At 43.4% G+C, this 21612-nt stretch carries 20 protein-coding genes and 1 pseudogene; 7 read left to right on the forward strand and 14 right to left on the reverse strand.

The window, feature by feature from the left end; translation table 11 throughout:
* Positions 1–6: 6 nt before the first annotated feature.
* The 3 genes from rlmD to RCH61_RS04640 all read right to left on the reverse strand — a co-directional run bounded on the left by rlmD (position 7) and on the right by RCH61_RS04640 (position 4045).
* Positions 7–1437: a 23S rRNA (uracil(1939)-C(5))-methyltransferase RlmD gene (gene rlmD / locus RCH61_RS04630; protein WP_306480047.1), complete on the reverse strand. Its 1431-nt coding sequence runs from the start codon at positions 1435–1437 to the stop codon at positions 7–9.
* Between the two features lie 186 nt (positions 1438–1623).
* Positions 1624–2568: a 3'-5' exoribonuclease YhaM family protein gene (locus RCH61_RS04635; RefSeq protein ID WP_306480024.1), complete on the reverse strand. Its 945-nt coding sequence runs from the start codon at positions 2566–2568 to the stop codon at positions 1624–1626.
* A gap of 193 nt (positions 2569–2761) precedes the next feature.
* Positions 2762–4045, reverse strand: coding sequence for a S1C family serine protease (locus RCH61_RS04640; protein ID WP_178006709.1), 1284 nt, complete (start codon positions 4043–4045; stop codon positions 2762–2764).
* A 137-nt stretch (positions 4046–4182) separates the two neighbouring features.
* On the opposite strand from RCH61_RS04640, the gene RCH61_RS04645 reads away from it, so the two are divergent.
* The 3 genes from RCH61_RS04645 to RCH61_RS04655 are packed head-to-tail and all read left to right on the forward strand — an operon-like array spanning position 4183 to position 8709.
* Complete coding sequence (locus RCH61_RS04645; RefSeq protein ID WP_178006707.1) at positions 4183–6558, forward strand: endonuclease MutS2; 2376 nt, start codon at positions 4183–4185, stop codon at positions 6556–6558.
* Between the two features lie 27 nt (positions 6559–6585).
* On the forward strand, positions 6586–7287 hold the full coding sequence (locus RCH61_RS04650) for a response regulator transcription factor (RefSeq protein WP_178006705.1): 702 nt from the start codon (positions 6586–6588) through the stop codon (positions 7285–7287).
* A gap of 15 nt (positions 7288–7302) precedes the next feature.
* Positions 7303–8709 carry a sensor histidine kinase gene (locus RCH61_RS04655; RefSeq protein WP_178006704.1) on the forward strand — a complete coding sequence of 469 codons (1407 nt, stop codon included), beginning with the start codon at positions 7303–7305 and terminating at the stop codon, positions 8707–8709.
* Positions 8710–8726: 17 nt separating this feature from the next.
* On the opposite strand, the gene RCH61_RS04660 is transcribed toward RCH61_RS04655, so the two are convergent.
* Positions 8727–9983 (reverse strand): substrate-binding domain-containing protein, encoded by a 1257-nt coding sequence (locus RCH61_RS04660; RefSeq protein ID WP_178006702.1) that lies wholly within the window; start codon positions 9981–9983, stop codon positions 8727–8729.
* Positions 9984–10138: 155 nt separating this feature from the next.
* On the opposite strand from RCH61_RS04660, the gene putP reads away from it, so the two are divergent.
* From putP to RCH61_RS04675, 3 genes are all read left to right on the forward strand, one after another.
* The gene (gene putP / locus RCH61_RS04665; protein ID WP_178006701.1) at positions 10139–11662 is read left to right on the forward strand and encodes a sodium/proline symporter PutP; all 1524 of its coding nucleotides are present in this window, start codon (positions 10139–10141) and stop codon (positions 11660–11662) included.
* A gap of 246 nt (positions 11663–11908) precedes the next feature.
* On the forward strand, positions 11909–12088 hold the full coding sequence (locus tag RCH61_RS04670) for a DUF362 domain-containing protein (RefSeq protein WP_330692924.1): 180 nt from the start codon (positions 11909–11911) through the stop codon (positions 12086–12088).
* 150 nt (positions 12089–12238) lie between these two features.
* Entirely contained in the window at positions 12239–12817 is a 579-nt protein-coding gene (locus tag RCH61_RS04675; RefSeq protein WP_178006700.1) for a helix-turn-helix domain-containing protein, read from the forward strand.
* Between the two features lies 1 nt (position 12818).
* Here RCH61_RS04675 and dnaB read toward each other — a convergent pair whose 3' ends face one another.
* The 3 genes from dnaB to RCH61_RS04690 are packed head-to-tail and all read right to left on the reverse strand — an operon-like array spanning position 12819 to position 16673.
* On the reverse strand, positions 12819–14168 hold the full coding sequence (gene dnaB, locus RCH61_RS04680) for a replicative DNA helicase (protein ID WP_306480025.1): 1350 nt from the start codon (positions 14166–14168) through the stop codon (positions 12819–12821).
* A 9-nt stretch (positions 14169–14177) separates the two neighbouring features.
* Positions 14178–14627, reverse strand: coding sequence for a 50S ribosomal protein L9 (rplI, locus tag RCH61_RS04685; RefSeq protein ID WP_178006593.1), 450 nt, complete (start codon positions 14625–14627; stop codon positions 14178–14180).
* Positions 14628–16673, reverse strand: coding sequence for a DHH family phosphoesterase (locus RCH61_RS04690; protein WP_306480026.1), 2046 nt, complete (start codon positions 16671–16673; stop codon positions 14628–14630). It lies immediately after the preceding gene.
* A gap of 244 nt (positions 16674–16917) precedes the next feature.
* Between RCH61_RS04690 and RCH61_RS09935 the strand changes: the two are divergent.
* A pseudogene (locus RCH61_RS09935) lies at positions 16918–17463 on the forward strand (ISNCY family transposase); the annotation flags it as partial.
* 172 nt (positions 17464–17635) lie between these two features.
* Here RCH61_RS09935 and RCH61_RS04700 read toward each other — a convergent pair.
* The 7 genes from RCH61_RS04700 to srtB form a co-directional block, all read right to left on the reverse strand.
* A complete protein-coding gene (locus tag RCH61_RS04700) occupies positions 17636–18499 on the reverse strand; it encodes an EamA family transporter (protein WP_306480028.1) in 864 nt (287 codons plus the stop codon).
* Between the two features lie 42 nt (positions 18500–18541).
* A complete protein-coding gene (locus tag RCH61_RS04705) occupies positions 18542–18838 on the reverse strand; it encodes a hypothetical protein (RefSeq protein ID WP_306480029.1) in 297 nt (98 codons plus the stop codon).
* Positions 18839–19245: 407 nt separating this feature from the next.
* Positions 19246–19512: a 30S ribosomal protein S18 gene (rpsR, locus tag RCH61_RS04710; RefSeq protein ID WP_009243510.1), complete on the reverse strand. Its 267-nt coding sequence runs from the start codon at positions 19510–19512 to the stop codon at positions 19246–19248.
* Between the two features lie 15 nt (positions 19513–19527).
* Positions 19528–19971: a single-stranded DNA-binding protein gene (locus RCH61_RS04715; protein WP_306480030.1), complete on the reverse strand. Its 444-nt coding sequence runs from the start codon at positions 19969–19971 to the stop codon at positions 19528–19530.
* Positions 19972–19987: 16 nt separating this feature from the next.
* Complete coding sequence (rpsF, locus tag RCH61_RS04720; protein ID WP_306480031.1) at positions 19988–20275, reverse strand: 30S ribosomal protein S6; 288 nt, start codon at positions 20273–20275, stop codon at positions 19988–19990.
* A gap of 126 nt (positions 20276–20401) precedes the next feature.
* Complete coding sequence (locus RCH61_RS04725; RefSeq protein WP_306480032.1) at positions 20402–20590, reverse strand: DUF951 domain-containing protein; 189 nt, start codon at positions 20588–20590, stop codon at positions 20402–20404.
* 21 nt (positions 20591–20611) lie between these two features.
* On the reverse strand, positions 20612–21379 hold the full coding sequence (gene srtB, locus RCH61_RS04730) for a class B sortase (protein WP_442920445.1): 768 nt from the start codon (positions 21377–21379) through the stop codon (positions 20612–20614).
* Positions 21380–21612: the final 233 nt, after the last annotated feature.

The raw sequence follows: 21612 nt of genomic DNA on the forward strand, positions 1-21612 counted from the left end.
GGATTTCTACGAGTTTTTCTTTTGTATCAACACAATAGTCTCCACATGCACCGTCATCGGAAATTGATCAACTGCTCTCCACTTCTCTATCTGATATCCCCCAATTTCTCCGTTCTCACTGCACAATATTTTCAAATCTCTTGCCAATGTTGCGGAATCGCAGCTCACATAAACAATCCTCTCCGGCTGCATTTTCAGAATCGTATCCAACAATTCCACATCGCACCCTTTCCTCGGCGGATCTACAACGATCACATCGGCGTATGCTTTTTCCCCTCCATGCCGTTTAGCATAATCTTTATAATATTGGGGAAGGATTTCCTCGGATTTTCCAACAAAAAACTCTGCATTTTCTATCCCGTTTAACTTTGCATTTTCTCTTGCGTCATCAATCGCAGGAGCAACGATTTCCACGCCGTAGACCTGTTTTGCTTTTTGTGCGAGGAACAAAGAAATAGTTCCGATCCCGCAGTACAGATCCCAGACAGTTTCATCGCCTTTTAAATCTGCATATTCAAGAGCCTGTGAATACAATTTTTCCGTCTGTATCGGATTGACCTGATAGAAGGACAACGGAGAGATCTGATATTTTACTGAACCGATATAATCGGTAATATATTCTTTCCCCCAAAGTAATTCAAACGTATCTCCCATGATGACATTTGTCCGCTTTGTATTCGGGCTTACCGTTATACTCGTCATTCCGTCAACTTGAACAAGTTTTTCTGTCAGTTCCTGCTGATGCGCGAACCATTTTCCGCCATCATCTGCTTTCTCTTTATTCACAACGAAACACACCATAATTTCTTTTGTTGTAAATCCATAGCGAAGGAGCACATGACGAAACAGACCCGTTCCTGTCTTTTCATCATAGGAACGGATCTTATATTTTTTCATAAAATCAAGTATCATTTCTAAAACAGGTTCGTTTACGGCTACGCCGAGAGCACAGTTTGTATTGGCTATAATGTCATGTGTGCGACCTGCATAAAATCCTGTTACAGGATCACCTTCTTTGTCTGTTCCAAACGGGAACTGAGCTTTATTCCGATAATAAAACGGAGTCTCCATCCCTATGATCGGTTCTTTTGTACGCTCTAAAAATTCAGAGGGAAAACCGCCGATCCGTTCAAGATTTCCCTGCACTTTTCTTTCTTTAAACTCAAGCTGTTTCTCATAAGACATCTCTTGGATCTGACATCCTCCGCATTTTCTTGCAAATGCACATTTAGGTTCAATCCGGCTCTCTGACGGGGTAAGTACGTTCATCAATCGGGCATATCCGTAATTTTTCTTTGCCTTCATCACTTTAACTTCAGCAACATCTCCGATTACCGCGTCTTTTACAAACAACGTATATCCGTCTATCTTTCCGATTCCTTCTCCATTGACGCCGATATCTGTGATCTCTACAACTACAGTATCATTTTTCTGCATACACATATCTTCCTTTTTCTTTCTGTTCTCCTGCATTCCTGCATATCCAAGCATACATTTCTGCCAATCATCTTTTGCCAGGCTCTGTCCGATCTTTTCTTTTTCGATCAACTCCCTGTATCTCACAGGCTGTGCTGTTTTAAAATGATTTTCACACTCTTTGTATTTCCGCTCAGTTTTCTCTGTTTACACTCCTGAAGTCCTGCGTAAATTTGAATCAAACAGGCGGTTAAATCCTAACCAGTCCGTACCTGTTTTTCCTTTAAATATTTCTGTCAGCGTCTGCATTTTTGCATCCGCGTTATCCGCAAGATTTAGAGCCATTGCCTCTGCAAGCGCCGGCTTTTTCGGCGATCCATATTCCAGTTCTCCGTGATGAGCGATAATACAATGTTTCAATTCATTTGCAAGGCGCACCGGAAAATCAGGTATCGTTCTGATTGCTTCATCTATCATTTCCACGCCGATTACTATATGACCGATCAACTGACCTTCATCTGTGTAATCATTGTCCGGAAAAGAAGAAAGTTCCCTCGTTTTCCCGATATCATGACAGATTGCCGCTGTCAAGAGCAGATCTCGGTTTAAAATCTCATATGTACTTGAAAAATATTCGCACATTTTAAGTACGCTTAATGTATGTTCTAAAAGGCCTCCCGAAAATCCATGATGTACTGTTTTCGCCGCTGAATGAGCCCGGAATTTTTTAACAAATTCCTTATCATTTACAAAGAAATACTCCAGCAGCTTTTTCAAATATGGATTAGAGATCTGACGGATATATGCGGTCAATTCCTCATACATCCCATCGACACTTTTTTCTGTAACCGGCATATAATCTGCCGGATTATATTCTTCTTCATCCGCTTTACGGATCTGTTTTATATTAATCTGAAGATTACCGTTATAATTGATCACTTCACCATAGACTTCTATAAAATCTTTCTCATCGTATTCTGCGATTCCCTGAGAATTGGGATCCCAGACTTTTCCATCAAGCGTCCCTGTCTTATCCTGCAAAAGTACATTATCATATGGTTTCCCATTTCTTGTTTCAGCAGAACGCTTTCCTTTACACAGGTAAATATTCCGAATTGTTTCTCCTTCATGTAAACCACTAATATATCTCATGTTTCATTTCCTCTTTCTTCTTATCTTATTTTTTATCTCATTCCGGCATCTGATATTCTTTCAGTTCTGCTGCCTTCCGGCATTCAGTTTTCTTCCCATTCCGCCGCTTTCTATCGTCTAATATTAGCTCGTCTCTTTCACCTTTCGTGATTTGATCTTGCTTTCCTTATTGAATGACCCCTTATTGAATTTTTCATTCACTGCTTTTTTCTTCTGTCACAACAGAAAAATCCACATCCACATATCCGTCCGCGCCAAGCCGTTTTCCTACAAGCTCCATCGTTTCTCCCACTGACGAGTCAATGACGATCGTTTGATACGCCGAAAGATCCGTCACCTTTTCTCCCGCCGCCTGGCATATAATATCCCCAGTCTGTATGCCTGCTGCCATTGCCGGAGAATCCGGATCCACATCTGCCACATAAATTCCCTGAGGCATCCCGTGTTCTTCCGATAACTGAGGCGTCACCGTTGTTCCGCGAATACCGACATAAGGAACGCTTTTCCCATTGACAAGCAGTTCGATGATCGGTTTCAGATCAGAAATTCCATATGCATTGACGACATTTTTCCCGCTTCCATTCCTTGCAGATGCCGAGATCAGTCCTACAGCCTCTCCGTCCATATTAAAGAGGACTCCTGTTCCTTTCTCTTCTGCCGGAATGTCTGTTGCGATCACTTCGCACTCTCCGTCAAAAAATGACGCTTTATGATTCGATGCGCTGACAACGCCGTAAGACATCCCGTCTGTATAACCAAACATATTTCCAAGGGCAAGTACGCCCTCGCCCTGCATAACTACATTGGAATTGCCTAAAACAGCAACCTTAACCGCCTTTTTCGTATCCGTATCCAAACTGCTTTGCCCGATGCCGAATACTGCGATCTTTCTGTTAGCGTCCTGCTTCTTCAATACTGCCCGAAATTTTTTCCCATTTGAAAAAGTCACTTCCCATGCAGATGCGTCTTCACAGATCGAACTGTCTGTCAGAACCAACAATTCCCTTCCGTTATCTCCGGTGATCATCCCTGACACACTTCTGTGTTCTCCGGTCATATCGCCTTTCCAAGCTTCATCCTCTGACACAGTTGACACCGATACAATGCTTCTCTGCGCCTCTTTGGCAAGAGCATTCATTCCTGCCGTCATTTCTTCGTAGCTTTCTGCATTAAATACAGATTCAGGGCTATTCCCGTCTGCAATTTGAGAAGGATCTTCCCCTGACTGCTCATCTCCCTGAATGTTCACCGTCTTCGTACTTCCCCCAAACCACTCCTGTATCCACGGTTTAAGCGCAAAAAAACCCAAGCAGGCAAACACCCCCAAGATCAGACCGTAAATTGCGATCCTGACAAATTGTTTTATAAGTGATTCCCTGCTGGTAGGTTTTACTTTAATCGTTTCCTGTAAAAAAGAATAGTTTTGTTCTTCCGCACTGTCTTCCGACGGATTTTTTTGTTCTTTATCATTCGGCATGGACTTATTTTCCTCCAAATTCTAGTATACCTGATTCATTCCTTTCTGAAAAGGTTTTTCTTACTTCCCGAAAGTCCTTTTCTTTATCCTGATAATAGAGTAGAATGAGAGTACAAACATAACAGACAGGTGAATTTATGAATAATAAAACTTTACAAAAACTCGAATTTGATAAAATTATATCTTCTCTAGAAAACGAGGCCGGCTCTTTCCGCGGAAAACAGCTCTGCCGACGTCTAAAACCAATGACGGATCCTGGAAAGATCGACTTACTGCAGGAACAGACTTCTGCCGCATTCACAAGGATTATTAAGAAAGGGCGGATTTCTTTCGGAGATGCCGCCCCCGTAGAAGAGTCTCTTAAGAGACTTGAGATCGGCGGCGCTTTGAATGCGTCTGAACTTCTGCGTATCTGCCGTCTTCTTTCAAATACTGCCCGTGTCAAATCATACGGAAGGCATGATACACAGGAAGATCTTGCAGATTGTCTTGATATTTATTTTGACGGACTTGAACCGCTTACCCCTCTCGTAAATGAAATCGAAAGATGTATCATTTCCGAAGACGAGATCAGCGATGATGCAAGCAGTACATTGAAACATATCCGAAGAAATATAAACAGCCTTAATGACCGCGTACACACAACACTTTCAGGACTCGTAAACGGTTCTCTCAGAACTTATCTTCAGGATGCGCTGATCACGATGCGCGGAGACCGGTACTGTATTCCGGTCAAAGCAGAGCATCGCAGTCAGGTACAAGGACTGATCCACGATCAGTCGGCTTCCGGTTCTACTTTATTTATCGAACCTATGGCTATCGTAAAGCTGAACAACGATCTGCAAGAACTGTATGTAAAAGAACAGGACGAAATTCGCAAGATCCTTGCCTCCTTAAGCGAAGAAACGGCGCAGTATATCGAAGAGATCCGGACAGATTATCGCTCTCTTACCGACCTTGACTTTATTTTTGCAAGAGGCGCCCTTGCTCTTTCCATGCGCGCAAGCCGTCCGGTCTTAAACGAAGAAGGCCGCATACGCATACGGGAAGGACGTCACCCTCTTCTCGATCAGAAAAAAGTCGTTCCGATCACGGTATCTCTCGGCGATGAATTTTCTCTTCTTATCATCACCGGACCGAATACCGGAGGAAAAACAGTCTCTCTGAAGACAGTCGGACTTCTCACACTTATGGGACAATCCGGCCTGCACATTCCTGCCGCAGACCGTTCGGAACTTTCAGTGTTCAGACAAGTATATGCAGATATCGGAGATGAACAAAGTATAGAACAGAGCTTAAGTACCTTCTCTTCGCATATGACAAATATTGTTTCTTTTTTGAAAAAAGTTGACGAACGTTCCCTTGTTCTCTTTGACGAACTGGGCGCCGGAACTGATCCGACCGAAGGAGCGGCTCTCGCCATTGCGATTTTATCTCACCTTCATAAAAGAAATATACGCACAATGGCAACCACTCATTACAGTGAGTTGAAAGTATATGCGCTTTCCACACCCGGCGTCGAAAACGCCTGCTGTGAATTTGACGTAGAAAGCCTTCGTCCAACCTACCGTCTGCTGATCGGTATTCCGGGAAAAAGTAATGCTTTTGCAATTTCAGGGAAACTGGGTCTTCCTGATTATATTATTGATGATGCAAAAAAACGACTCAGTGAACAGGACGTTTCCTTCGAAGACCTTCTCAGCGATCTTGAGGCAAGCCGCCGCACGATTGAAAAAGAACAGGCCGAAATTGCCGCTTATAAAAAAGAAGCGGAAGCTTTAAAGCACCAGGCAGCACAAAAACAGGAAAAACTGGACGAGCAGCGCGACCGCATTCTTCGTGAAGCAAACGAAAAAGCCAATGCGATCTTAAGAGAAGCAAAAGAAGTCGCCGATGAAACAATCCGAAATTTCCACAAATTCGGCAAAGAGAATATTTCAGCCGCAGAAATGGAAAAAGAAAGAGAACGTCTCCGCAAGAAGATCAAGGATACTTCTGCCTCTGCTTCGCTGAAGACAAACAAACCAAAAAAGAATCACAAACCATCTGATTTTAAACTGGGCGAATCTGTAAAAGTATTAAGTATGAACCTGACCGGAACCGTCAGTTCTCTTCCAGATGCAAGAGGGAATGTTACTGTTCAGATGGGAATCCTCAGATCTCAGGTTCATATTTCCGATTTGGAAATTATCGAAGAAGTATCGCCTTACGCACCGAAACGAATGAACCGTACATCAAAAAGTAAGATTAAAATGAGCAAATCTCTTTCTGTAAGTCCGGAGATCAATCTTCTCGGGAAAACAGTAGACGAAGCAGTTGCCGAACTGGATAAATATTTGGACGACGCCCTGCTTTCTCACTTAAACAGTGTCCGCGTAGTTCACGGAAAAGGAACCGGAGCTTTAAGAAAAGGGATCCATGAATATCTAAGAAGACAAAAACATGTAAAATCATACCATCTTGCCGAATTCGGAGAAGGAGATGCCGGCGTCACAATCGTCGAACTTGGATAACAGTACAGGCATAAAGGGAGGAACATCATGACCGGAAAACAAAAAATTCTCATCGTTGACGATGATGAAAATATTGCAGAACTTATCTCACTCTATCTCATAAAAGAATGTTTTGACACAAAAATAGTATCGAACGGAGAAGACGCACTAAAAGCATTTGAGACGTATGAACCGAATCTGATCCTTCTTGACCTTATGCTTCCCGGTATCGACGGTTATCAGGTCTGCAGAGAAATTCGGGCAAAGTCATCCGTTCCTATCATCATGCTCTCGGCAAAAGGGGAAGTATTCGACAAAGTGCTCGGTCTTGAGCTTGGTGCAGACGATTACATCTTGAAACCCTTTGATTCCAAAGAAATGGTTGCCCGCGTACGGGCTGTTCTGCGCCGCAGCCAGCCGATAAAGGCAGACAGTCCGAAACCCGAGAAAACAAAATGCGTCGAATACGAGGGACTGACTATCAACCTGACAAACTATTCTGTTCTTTGCGACGGGAAAATTGTCGAAATGCCGCCAAAAGAACTGGAGCTTCTATACTGCCTCGCCGCATCCCCTAACCAGGTATTTACACGGGAACAGCTTCTTGACCGTATTTGGGGATATGAATACCTCGGCGATACGAGAACCGTCGACGTCCATATAAAACGTCTTCGAGAAAAACTAAAAGACCACCCCCACTGGAAAATAGGTACTGTATGGGGAATCGGCTATAAATTCGAAACGAAATAACAGGAGAATGCTCTCATGAAAAGCACACTGCATCTTAAATTTATTGCACTTTATATTATCTTTGGATTTTTATGCCTGTTTTCCACTGCAACTCTTACGAAACAGCTTGTAACAGACAAACTCACAGAAGACACTTCCCGTACACTCTATCGGGAAGCGACCTTCGTTGCCAATGACTATCTCCCGTCTTATTTTTCGGGAGATTCTTCAATTTATAATGTCCAATCTCAGTTGTCAGCAATGAAACTCTACTTCAACGCTTCGATTTGGTTTGTGGACAATACAGGAACTACACTTACCTCTTCCAGTTTGGAAGGAACTTCATGCCCGGATGCGATCGAGCATTTTAACCCTGCCGAAATCGGAGGAAAACGCTATATCACAGGTACTTATCACGGATATTTTGCAGAAGATATGATCACCGTTATGGCTCCTGTAACACAAGAATTTTCTACAAAAGGATATCTGCTGATCCACAGCCCTGTTTCTGCAATCGAAGAGCGATGCACACCGATCATGATTCAGGTGTATATTTCTGTGGCAGTAATCGTTGTACTCGCTCTCATTTTCCTGCTTGGCGTCCAGTTTTTCGTTTACCGCCCTCTCCGGCAGATTTCCGAAGCCGCAAAACAATATGCCCTCGGAAACCTTGATTACGAAATTCCGGTAAATACTCATGACGAACTCGGATATCTCTCTGCATCTATGAACTATATGGCAGCCAGACTAAAAGACATGGATGACTATCAAAAGAAAATCGTCGCAAATGTATCCCATGATTTCCGTTCGCCGCTCACCTCTATGAAAGGATATGTAGAGGCGATGGCAGACGGCACAATTCCGCCGGAATTATATGGGAAATATTTGAATATTATCTTATTCGAAACAGAAAGGCTCACCGATCTCACACGAGATCTTCTCACACTGAACGAATTTGATACGAAGGAGATGCTTCTTGATAAATCAGATTTCAACATACAGGATGTGCTGAAAAGCACCGCCGCATCATTTGAATCTGCCTGTACTCAAAAGCATATTTCCATCGAACTTCTTCTCATGCCAGAAACAGTATCCGTATTCGCGGATAAACGCAAAATTGAACAAGTTCTCTATAACTTAATTGATAATGCGATCAAATTCAGTGAAAATAATTCCTCGATCACGGTTGAGGTAAGTAAGAAAAACGACAAAGTATTCGTTTCCGTAAAAGATCACGGAATCGGAATTCCTCGTAAAGAGCTCAATAAAATATGGGAGCGTTTTTACAAATCCGACCTTTCCCGCGGCAAAGACAAAAAAGGGACAGGTCTTGGCCTGTCCATTGTAAAAGAAGTTATTCAGGCTCACGACGAGCACATCAATGTGATAAGCACCGAGGGAGTCGGCACAGAATTCATCTTCTCTCTCAGCAGAGGCGGGTAATACTTACCCGCTTCTTATTATTCATAAAGCATACCTTTTATAACCGGATCATCCAGACTCTCTTTATCTGCCCATACATATCCTGTATTAACATTCGCCTCATTTCCGATCTCCAAGGTCGCTCTTGCAGCAGCAACAACTGTTGCGTATCCCATACCGAACGGATTTTGAACGATCAGTCCATCGACTTTTCCATCCTTCAACGCCGCTACCTGTTCTTTTCCGGCATCAAATCCCATCAGTACGATATCCTCTGCATTTTCTACTATATCAACAGCATCCATTGCAAGTAAAACAGCATCTGCATTTACCGCAAAACAGCCTTTCAGCTCAGGATGTTTCTCCATATAATAAGCAGCCACATCGGCGTCTTTCATTCCATCGGCGATCGCATGGATATCTTCCAGTTTCGTCTGAATCGTTTCAGATGCTGTGTCCTGCGCCACCTCTTCCGCAGTGTCCTGCCCTGAGGATTCCACCGTCCACGCGGCAAGTTCCTCCTTCGTCACTCCAAGCTCTTCTGCTGCCGCCTGCATTTTCAATTCCTCTAGCTGATCCATATAGATTGTCTCGACAATCTTCACTTCCGGATAATTCGCAGCAAGTTCATCCGCAACTGCTTTTGTACGCTCCTTGGCCGTTCCCGAGACAGAATCCTGAGCGATCAGAATGATCTCACCTTTTCCGTCGATCGCCTCGCCTAATTTTTGCGCGCCTTCTTTTGCTGCCGCCGTATTATCGGTCATACAGGTGCACTGAATTCCCTGATAACTGTTTTTTGAATCAAACGCAACAACTGCAATCCCATTTTCCGCGGCAAGATCAAACTGTACTGCCGACGCATCTTCCGCAACACTGGCAACCGCAATCACATCAGGATACCTTGCCAGCTCCTCGTCAAGAATATTCACCTGTTCATCAATATTCTCACTGTCTGACGGCGCGTTATAAAGAACTTTAATCTTATCCTCGCCTTTGTATCCTAAATGTTTATTAATATCTGCCGCAGCCTGCTCTACTCCCGCCTGCACTTCATTCCAATAAGATGTCCCTTCTCTTTTCCCGATTACCGATATATAAGTTCCCGGTTCCAAATCAAGGTCGCTGATATCTGCATATACTTCGGGAGAAATCTTATCAAGATTCGCCTGCCACGCAGGATCCTCCTTTTTTTCCCCGGTAAATGCATCGTTTTCTTTCGGCGTACTGCATGCGCAAACTCCCATTGCCACACATAAAGCAAGCGCCGCCGCTGCTGTAACTTTTTTCTTCATTCTGATTTATCCTCCGCTTTTATCCTTTTATAATACACCATATTGCACAAAATAAATGTGAATTTTTACTAAACTTTTATTTCTTGAAGAAAACTTCTTATTATGGTACAATTTTACAATATATTGCATATTTTGCGAAAGGAATGAGTACAACTATGACAACAGAACACATTTGTATTATGATCGCCATTATTATTTATCTTGGCGCCATGCTCTACGTCGGCTATCGTTGTTCCAAAAACAACCATGACACGACGGATTTCTATCTCGGCGGACGAAAACTCGGTCCCCTTGTCACAGCCATGAGCGCCGAAGCTTCCGATATGAGCAGCTGGCTTCTCATGGGACTTCCCGGACTGGCATATCTGACGGGAATCGCAGACGCCGGATGGACTGCGATCGGACTCGCTATCGGAACTTATGTGAATTGGAAAATTGTGGCAAAGAGAATCCGCCGCTACACTCTCGTAGCCGGAAACTCCATCACACTTCCTTCTTTTTTCAGCAATCGTTACCGTGACCGACGCAAGATTCTTCAATCTATCGGAGCGATCTTTATCGTCATATTTTTTATTCCGTACACAGCTTCCGGTTTTGCCGCATGCGGAAAACTGTTTTCCAGCCTGTTCGGAGTAGATTATGTTGCGGCGATGATCATCAGCGCCATCGTTATCGTAGGTTATACAGCGCTTGGCGGCTTTTTAGCTGCTTCGACAACAGACTTTATCCAAAGTATCATCATGTCTATCGCCCTGCTCATCGTATTTATCTTTGGGATCAACATCGCCGGAGGTATTCCTTCCGTTATCGAAAACGCGCAGTCGCTCCCGGGATATCTGACTATGATGACAACCTACGATCCGGTTGCAGGAGTTGAGCAGCCGTATCCGATCATCAATATTATTTCCATGATCGCATGGGGACTGGGCTACTTTGGTATGCCTCACATCCTGCTTCGTTTCATGGCGATTGAGGATGAAGAAAAACTCACGCTTTCCAGACGAGTTGCAACGGTATGGGTTGTCATTTCCCTCGCAGTTGCAGTACTGATCGGTGTGATCGGTCTGGCAATGAGCGACGTAGGCGCTTTAAAAACACTGACAGGTTCGGATTCCGAAACAATCATCGTACAGATTGCCGACCTGCTGAGCAAGCACGGCATTCTTCCTGCTTTACTTGCCGGAACGATCCTTGCCGGAATATTGGCCTCCACAATGTCCACCGCAGACTCACAGCTTTTGGCAGCATCCTCCGCAGTGTCTTCTGATCTTCTCGGAGACAGAGTTGCAAAGACCGGAGACAAGAAGAAAGCAATGAACGCAGCCCGTTTCACACTGCTCGCAATCGCGGTGATCGCAGCTATTATCGCCCGTGACCCGAACAGTTCCGTGTTCAGTATCGTTTCCTTTGCATGGGCAGGTTTTGGAGCTGTATTCGGCCCGGTCGTGCTCTTTGCACTGTTCTGGAGACGTTCTAACTGGCAGGGCGCCCTTGCCGGAATGATTTCCGGAGGCGCTATGGTTTTTATCTGGAAATACCTTGTTCGTCCTCTCGGCGGTGTCTGGGATATTTATGAACTGCTTCCGGCTTTCACAGTATCCTGCCTTATGATCGTTATTGTAAGCCTTCTCACAAAAGCTCCTTCCAAAGAGATCGTAGAAGAGTTTGATCGTGTATAACTTGAAAGACATTGCAGAAAAATTCAATCGCGCATACTTCGAACGAATTCATAAAAGAGTGGGATCACGCATAACTTAAAAAGACAGTCTGACTGAATGAAATTAAAAAACAGCCGGGATAGGTCCTGAATAAGTTCTTAATTTAGAACATACAAATGACTTGTATATTCAGACTCATTGTATTAAAATAATGAACATAAAGAGAACTGACCTTTACCGATTCTCTTTTCAAATCAAAAAAGGAGGATACATACTATGGCACACGTTATTAGTGATGAATGCGTAAGCTGTGGTTCTTGCGAAGCTGAATGTCCTGTAGGCGCTATCTCCGAAGGCGATGGCAAATACGAGATCGACGCTGATGCTTGTGTAGACTGCGGAGCTTGTGAAGCTGCATGTCCGACAGGCGCTATCTCAGCCGAGTAATATAAATCGCAAAGTGATCACAAAAGAGAAGCACCGTTCCTATATGGGACGGTGTTTTTTTGTAGGAACTTGACGAACGATTTTTCCCTTCTCAAGTCATTGTGTATGCTATAATAATGTCAAAAGCAAAATGAGGAGGTTCACATATTAATGGGTGAAGTCAGATTTATGATTTCTGAAGCCGCAAAACAGGTCAACGTCGAGTCACATGTATTAAGATATTGGGAAGAAGAACTTGACCTGACGATCGGACGAACAGAAATGGGACATCGATACTACACCAAAGATGACATTCAGCTCTTCTGCTGTATCAAAAAACTGAAAAACGAAGGAATGCTCTTAAAAGACTTAAAGCCTCTTATTCCCGAATTAAAGAAAACAAAATCTCAGTTAAAAACCCCTGAAAAAGAAAAGAAAGAACTTCAGACAGCGCCTTCAAAATCAGGTGACATCTTACTGCCGCTCAATACTGTCGATCAGATGCGCGCACTTGTCGGAGATGTGTTCCGTGAAGCGCTGAGTGAAAATAATACGATATTAAAAAATGACATCAGCAGCACAATTACTACTGACGTCATTCATGAAATGGATTTTATACTTGAAGCAAAGGAACGCCGTCAGGAGGAACATTTCCGAAAACTGGACATGCTCATCCGAAAACAGCAAACCGCCAGAAAAGAATCTTCCAAATCCGGCGCAATCATGAAATTGAAAAGTATCTTTACATAATTTACTGCTGCTGACGCAGTTCGTTTCCAAAGCGGGTATACTGCGGCATCCACGCAAGACGGACGGTTCCGATGGGACCGTTCCTCTGTTTTGCGATGATGATCTCCGCAATATTCTTATCCTCAGTATCCGGATTATAATAATCATCACGATAAATAAACATACAAACGTCCGCATCCTGCTCGATTGCTCCTGACTCACGAAGGTCGGAAAGCATCGGTCTTTTATCGGTTCTTTGCTCAACTGCACGGCTTAACTGCGACAGAGCGATCACCGGCACGTTCAATTCCCTTGCAAGACCTTTCAAAGATCGTGAAATCTCGGAAATCTCCTGCTGGCGGCTTTCGTTTTTGCGTCCGCCGCTTCCGCTCATCAACTGCAGATAGTCGATGATAATCAGATCAAGTCCCTGTTCAAGTTTATATTTACGACATTTCGAACGCATTTCCGAAATACTGATTCCAGATGTATCGTCAATAATCATACGGGAACTTCCGATTGTTCCTGCACCTTCGATCAATTTCTCCCAATCGGTATCTGTCAGATTTCCGTTTCTTAAGACTTGCGCATCTACATGTGACTCAAGGGAAAACAAACGGTTTACAAGCTGTTCCTTTGACATCTCAAGACTAAAGATCGCCACTGCAAGATTTTGGCGAAACGCCACATGCTGTGCGATGTTCAGTACAAACGCTGTTTTTCCCATAGATGGACGAGCAGCTATAAGAACAAGATCCGATCTTTGCAGACCAGACAACTTATAATCAAGATCAATGAACCCTGTCGGGATTCCTGTCACATTTCCTTTCGTTTTTGACGCCTTTTCGATAACATCCAACGCATTTAATACAACCTGCTTTATCGGAACGTATTCCTGCGAATTTCCGTTTTCTGCAAGTTCAAACACGCGCTTTTCCGTCCGTTCAAGCAGTTCATCCAACGGCTCGTTCTCAAGATAGCAGGCATTCGCCGTCTCTTCATTAATTTTGATCAGACTGCGCAAAACAGATTTTTCTTTTACAATCTCAGCATAATACTTCACATTCGCCGATGTCTGCGTCCCTACAAGAAGTTCTCTGGCAAATTCCATGCTGCTCACTTCCTGCGGCACATCTTTTGTCTTTAAATACTCCTGAAGCGTGATCAGATCCACCGGACGCCCTGATCGGAAGAGATCTGTCATAGCGTCAAACAAAATGCCGTATGCCGTCTGATAAAAATCTTTTCCGGTCACGATCTCCGATGCGACCATGATCGCATCTTTATTCATCAACATCGCCCCAAGCACAGCCTGTTCTGCTTCTGCACTATGGGGCGGTATCCGCTTCATTGCGGCTTCTATATTTTCCATAGGAACTCCTTATGCTTCTTCTTTCACAACAACTTTCAGTTCCGCTGATACTTCCGGATGGAGCTTTACTGTTACAACATGCGTACCGAGCGACTTGATCGCTTCTTTTAACTGGATCTTTTTCTTATCAATATCCAGTTTCATCTGCTCTTTCACCGCTGCTGCAATCTCTTTGCTTGAAACAGAACCAAAGGTTCTTCCGCCTTCCCCAACTTTGATCGCAAGTTCTACTTTTCCTGCCGCTAATTGTGCCGCAAGCTCTTTTGCCGCGTCAAGGTTTTCCTGAGCAACCTTCTTCTCATTGTTTTTCTGAAGTTTCAAGTCGTTCAAATTCTTTCCTGTCGCCTCTACTCCCAGTTTCTTCGGTAAGATAAAGTTTCTTGCATATCCGTCATTTACAGTTACGATCTCCCCTTTCTTTCCGAGAGATTTTACGTTTTCCAATAATATCACTTTCATTTATATATCTCCTTTCTCTATCATATCATCGATGGTCTCTTTGAGCGTACTGATTGCCTCTTCCATATTCGTATGATCAAACTGCGCTCCCGCGGAATTAATATGACCTCCGCCGCCCAGTTTTTCTGCTATGATCTGCACATTTACCTCATCGATCGAACGTGCGCTCATATAGATTTTCTCCTGATAAACCGTCAGCACAAACGAAGCGTTAATTCCGCTGATATCAAGAAGTTCGTTCGCAGTCTGTGCCGCAAGTACAGTTGGGCTTTCAATATCAGCCGGACAAACCGCGATCGCGAACTGATTCTTATACACTTCTGCTTCCCGCATCGCCTCTGCCTTCGCCCTGTACGATGCCATATCGTCGCGGAACATCTTCCGCACACGGGTAATATCAGCTCCGCACCGCCGAAGAAATGCCGCCGCCTCAAAAGTACGGACTCCTGTCCGGTTCATAAAGTTTCGTGTATCGATCATAATTCCGGCGTACATACATTCCGCCTCAACAGCCGGGATCTTAATACTGTCCGCAATATACTGAAGCACCTCCGCTACCATTTCGCAAGTAGAAGAAGAATAGGGTTCTACATAAGACAAAACTGCATTTGCAATCACCGTACTGCTCTGTCGGTGATGGTCTAAAACAGCCGTCATGCGGGAACGTCTTAAAAGTTCGGGACATTCCGTCATCTGCGGTTTGTTCGTATCAACTACGATTACCATTGTATTATCCGTAATATAATCCATCGCCTCGTCTGAAGTCAGAAAGATATCATCCTCATAAGCAGGATTTTCTGCGATCTCATTATACAACGGACGCACAGACTCCGTCACCGTATTGATGATAATATGTGCTTTCTTCTCAAGACTGACCGCCGCCCTGTAAATACCCATACACGCGCCAAAGGAATCCGGATCTGCAATCTTATGTCCCATAACGAGCACCCGATCCTTCGTCACAATAAACTCTCGCAGCGCTTCCGCTTTTACCCTTGCTTTTACACGGGTATTTTTCGCCGTCTGTTCTTTCTTGCCGCCAAAATAAGTAATTCCGGTACAGTCCTTTATGACCGCCTGATCGCCGCCTCGCGCAAGAGCAAGGTCGATTGCGACACGGGCATACTGATAGCTAAGCGCGTAAGTCGCCGTATTCAGACCTAAACCGATACTCAATGTAGCTGAGCGCGCATTTCCGATATTAACCTGTTTTACTTCTTCAAGAAGGGAGAATCGGTCTTCCGCTATTTTCTTATAAGCAGATTTACGAAGCACAATAAAATATTTGTCCTTCTCCATCTTCTTAACAATGCCGTCTACATCCCCGATATATTTGTTGATCTTACGATCGATCAGAGCAACAAGAAGCGACTGACGCACTTCCTCAACGCTTTCCATAACTTCGTCATAATTATCAATATAAATCAATCCGGCGATCATCCGCTGTTCTTCATTTTCACGGATATACGCGTTCAGCTCCGTCACATCCTGCATGGATATGGCTACAAAGAATTCCTCTTCTTCCGGGATCTGAAGTAATTTTTCCTTATCACTGAACCCTTGCAGAGAAACTCTGCGCAGTTCCACCTGATAATGTCTGTCGCAATACTCGACTTCCATCTCAACATGTTCCATATCATCCTTCGGAAACACACTTGTCGTAAGAGCCGGTATCATCTTATACAAATACTTTTCTTTTCTCGGACCTTGCGTCAATTTTGAAAACGCATCATTCTTCCAAAGAATATGTCCGTCTTCAAGGGCAATCGCATAAGGAACAGCCAATTCCTTTAAGAGCGTATTCTCAATCCCCTTATACTGCGCGGAAAACTGAATCAGATCCGCCAATATAAGAGATCGGTTATAAAAATACAGACCGCCCGCAATCGCCAGATAGATCAGAATAAACATAAACATAATAAACGCTGCTTTTCGGTCTACCATCAGAACCCATATGTTCATCGCGACAAGCAAAAACGTCATAATAAGCGGCCAGTTCATATACAGCCTAAGTTTTCCCTTTAAACGCATTTTCTTCTTTTTCATAGTAACATTACCTCATCCGCACCCACATGGGCACATGCAATGTGCATCATCAGATTACTAAAAAATTGGTTTCGCTACAACAATTTATTATACCATCTTTTTGGATTTTATTCTACTATACTTTTTCCGCTCTAAGTATGTTGTTTTTTCCATGTTGTTTTTTCCGCTCTATGTTGTTAACTTATGATAATGTCACCTTAAGATTCTCTTGAGATAATGTCACTTTTCATTAAACTATAAAACTATGAAAGAAGGATTAATCACATTGTCCCAAGAACAATTAAAAACATTCAAAGTCATTAACAGTTTCATCGACAAGTCCATTACTAGACAACAGGCTGCTAAGCTTCTTTCGCTTTCTCCACGCCAGATTACCCGTTTAAAGAAAGGAATCCTTGCATCTGATGCTGAATTCTTAATTCATAAAAACACAGGATGATAGCCAGCTCATGCCATCCCAGATGAAATAAAGGAAAAAGTCCTCTCCATACACTCTAAGCCGGAGTTTAAAGAGGTCAATTTCCTCCACTTCAAAGATATGCTTCTCGAAGATTATGAGATTGCCCTCTCATACACTTCGCTCTCTAGTATACTGAAAAGTGCAGGAATTGAAATCCCTATGAAGAAAAAAATTCGTCATCGCACTCACAGACGCAAACGCAAGTCTCATCCTGGGCAATTAATACAGATAGACGCAACCCCTTATGAATGGTTTGGCAGAAAAATTAAATATGCTCTACATGGTGCTATTGATGATGCTGTCGGTAAGATTGTTGGTTTATATATGACAGTCAGATAAAGAGAAATAATCGGATAAACCATTTCAGAACTTATGTCCATAAAAAAGCTGATAAGTCCTGAAAATATAATATTACGCATAAAATTTTTCCTTTTTAATTGGCCTTAGTAAAAAATTCCAAAGGATATTTTATTAAAAGCTGGTGAAGCAACGCCACTTACCTTCAAAATATCATGGATAATGTCCCAACTACGATAAGTATCAGCCCCCAACCAGAACGAGCGGTAAGCTTCTCATGAAAGACCAGCCAGGAGAAAGCCACCGTTACCAGAATACTCAGCTTATCGATGGGCACTACTACACTTGCCAATCCGTCTTGTAAAGCACGATAATAACAAAGCCACGATGCCCCAGTCGCAAAACCAGACAGACAGATGAATGACAGCTCTTTCTTCGGAATCTCTCGTATTGTCCCAACCTTGCCTGTTACCAGCACCATGATCCACGCCATCACCAGCACAACGGCAGTACGAATGGCTGTTCCCAGATTAGACTCTACTCCCTCGATACCTATCTTACCTAAGATAGAGGTTAGACTGGCAAATACCGCTGAGCCAAACGCATAGAGCATCCAGCCCTTTTTTTGAACAGACACACCATTAGTCTCTGTTTTTTTCTCAATCATCAGGAAAGTGCCTGCACCAATCAGTAATACACCAATTCCCTGAAACAATCCGATGGGTTCCCCCAAAAGCAGGAAAGCCAGCAGAATTGTGAGAACTACGCTAGATTTATCGATAGGAACAACCTTGTTGACATCCCCCAACTGGAGAGCCTTAAAATAGCAGAGCCAGGATGCACCTGTGGCTGCCCCAGACAAAATCAAAAATAAAAGAGTTTTTCCTCCAATCGTACCAATTTGATTCTGAGAACCTGTTACAACTACCATTATCCAGGAAAAGATAAGTACAATAATGGTGCGAATAGCGGTGGCCACGGTAGAATCCGTTTTCCGAATACCGCATTTTGCGAGGATCGATGTTACACCCGCAAAGAATGCGGAACCAACAGCAAATGCAATCCACATAAAAGATACCCCCCCCTAGATTATTACCCATTTATCAAAATATCAACTATGGGTTGCGATTATCTGTGTCATATCAGGAACCCCTGCTTTACTGTCCTCTTTGCATTTCTTGTAGAGAATATCCAACAATCGGGCAAATTCCTGCTGTTCCGTTTCATTGAGAGAAGAAAACAACCATTCATAAAATACAGACTCGATATGGACCTTGGAATTTTTCAGATACCGGGCCTTTTCCGTAGGATAAATAAGTTGACTACGACCATCCGCCCTCATTGTGCGGGCGGTAAATTTTTCGACTTCACGTGCTGTTTTCGTAATTTTTCGCTCAGATATATCCATGCAACATCGCCTCCAAAAAGATGTACTATCAACTATTTGCATGATAGTACATCTTTTTGCTATCGTCAACAGTGTTATATCTGTGGTAAATTCACCATTGAATATGAAACACGTCTTATGTTTCCATTAACGCTCCTGATCCTCATATTGTTTTTTTGCCGGAGACTTGCAGCTTCCTATGCGCCTGACGCACCATTCTCCGCACTGCCTGCCACTCAATATCTTCATATAGCATCAATCCTTGTGATGGAGTTATCTAAGGCATTTGGCCTTGTAAAACATCACAACTGATTGTAAATCATATCCGATTAAAGTACCTGTTGGGATTTCAACGAGTACTTTTTATTGCCTATACAAAAAAAGCTGACTCAAAGGGATATCCCCTAAGAATCAGCCTTATATTTTGATTAGTCCTGAACGTACGGCATCAAAGCGATATGTCTTGCTCTTTTGATTGCTACTGTAAGAGCTCTCTGATGTTTTGCACAGTTTCCTGTGATTCTTCTCGGAAGAATTTTTCCTCTTTCAGAAACATATTTCTTTAATTTTGCTACATCCTTGTAATCGATTTCGTTATTTTCTTTTCCACAGAATACGCAGACTTTTTTTCTTCTGCGAGCCGGACCTCTTCTCTTAAATCCGCCTTCCGGTCTGCTTCCCTTTTCGTAAGCCATGATGATTCTCCTTTCCTAATTGAACGGCAGCTCCTCATCAATACCATCCGGGATGTTCATAAATCCGTCTCCTGCCGGAGCGCTCGGCGCCGGACTCGGTGCAGACTGCTGATACATGCCTCTGTTTGCTTCACTCTCAGCTCTGCTCTCTGCGAACTCCTGCTCTTCCACGATCACTTCTGTTGTGTATACTTTCATGCCGTCTTTATTCGTGTAGCTTCCTGTCTGAATACGACCGGAAACAGAAACCCGCATTCCCTGACGGAAATATTTTTCCGCAAACTCTGCTGAACGTCCGAATACGACGCACGGAATGAAATCCGCTGTCGGTTCTCCGTCTCTTTTAAATCTGCGGTCAACGGCAACTGTATATCTTGCAACTGCCGTCGCATTATCTCCCTGTGAATATCTGACTTCAGGATCTCTAGTCAACCGTCCTACTAAAACTGCCTTATTCATATATACCTCTTTCCGCTTATGCTTCCTGTTTCACGCATAAATATCTGAGTACGTTGTCCATAATGCGGATACGCTGCTCCACTTCTCCCGGAACTGTACTTTCAGCTTCGAAGTGTACGAAGTAGTAAAATCCTTCTGTCATTTTCTGGATTTCATAAGCGAATCTTCTTTTGCCCCACTCATCCACGTCTGTTACGTTACCGCCGAAACGTGTGATAAGAGCTTTCACTTTCTCGATTACGTCCGCTCTTGCTTCGTCTTCGAGTTTTGCGCTCACAACAACAGCTAATTCATACTTATTCATGTTCTTATACCTCCTTATGGTCTCTGGCTCCCGTTTCCATTACGGGAACAAGGAATTATGATACATATCGGTTTCGATCCGACAGTATGTCACGATTATTGATGATACCATAAGTTTTTTTCAGTTTCAAGCCTTTTTTATAATTTGCCTTGTGTTTTTTTCAACTAATTTGCGGGCAACCATAATCTGATGTCCGCAGCCTGTACATTTCAATCTGAAATCAGCCCCGACGCGCAGTACTTCCCACTCTTTGCTCCCGCACGGATGAGGTTTTTTCATTGTAATAATGTCTCCCACATCAAATCTGTCCGCCATATCTTTTTCCTTTCTCCTGCATCAGTCGATCGCAGTCAGAACTCCCTGCACAAGAAAACGTTCATCATCACGGACATTCGTACATGTCGACAGACTTACGATCTGAGACTGTGCAGTCAGCTCTACATCTTCCACTTTATAGTTCGATGACTCCTCACAAAGTTTCAGGTATGCTTCATAATCCGCATCCGCAGCATACTCAATCTTATAATTATCCGCCGTATCTTTCACAACTCCGGCTGAGAACACCTTATATGTTCTGACTTTTCCATCCGGTGTATATATGTAGAAATTCGGATGCTTTTTGCAGAATGACTCACTGTCATATTCAAGAAGCTCTGAGAACATCTCGCCGCCTACATTCAGATGGTGACCATAAATAAATGTATTTCTATCCGAAAAATCACTGTTGTTTCTCATATCTACAAAAATTGCGCCAAGTTTATTATCGTTGGCAGTAAATGTTTTTGTCAGATATTCATTATTATCTGCGCTTTTCACAACCGGATAGTTAATCACTGCCGGTTCATCAAAACGAATCCATGCGACCGTATCTTCATTTTCTTTCAGCAAAGCGTCAAAATCAACCGTAAACCCTTTTCCTTCTTCATCTGCCGTAATTGCAATATCTTTAATTTTATCGTATTCTTCTCCTCCGGAGTAATACGGAATCAGCATCGTAATCAACTGATATAATGAGAAAATAAACACACATGCCGCAACAATAAGGACTCCGCCCGAAGCGAAATTAAATGCCGCTCGTTTTTGTTTCTTTTTCTTTTTTGACATTGCTTTTGACTTTCCGTCAGGACGTCCGCCCTGCTTCCTGACAATTCCATCTGCCGACCTGACCGCCTGCTTATTAGAATGACTGTCCTGTGCATTTCTTGCTGCCGGATCTGATGACGCTCCTGTTCTTCTCTGCGCGCTTCTCGCCGCCGGATCTGATGACGCTCCTGTTCTTCTCTGCGCGCTTCTTGCCGCCGGATCTGATGTTGCTCCTGTTCTTCTCTGCGCGCTTC

Source organism: Mediterraneibacter sp., assembly GCF_030825015.1.
Lineage (GTDB): Bacteria > Bacillota > Clostridia > Lachnospirales > Lachnospiraceae > Mediterraneibacter.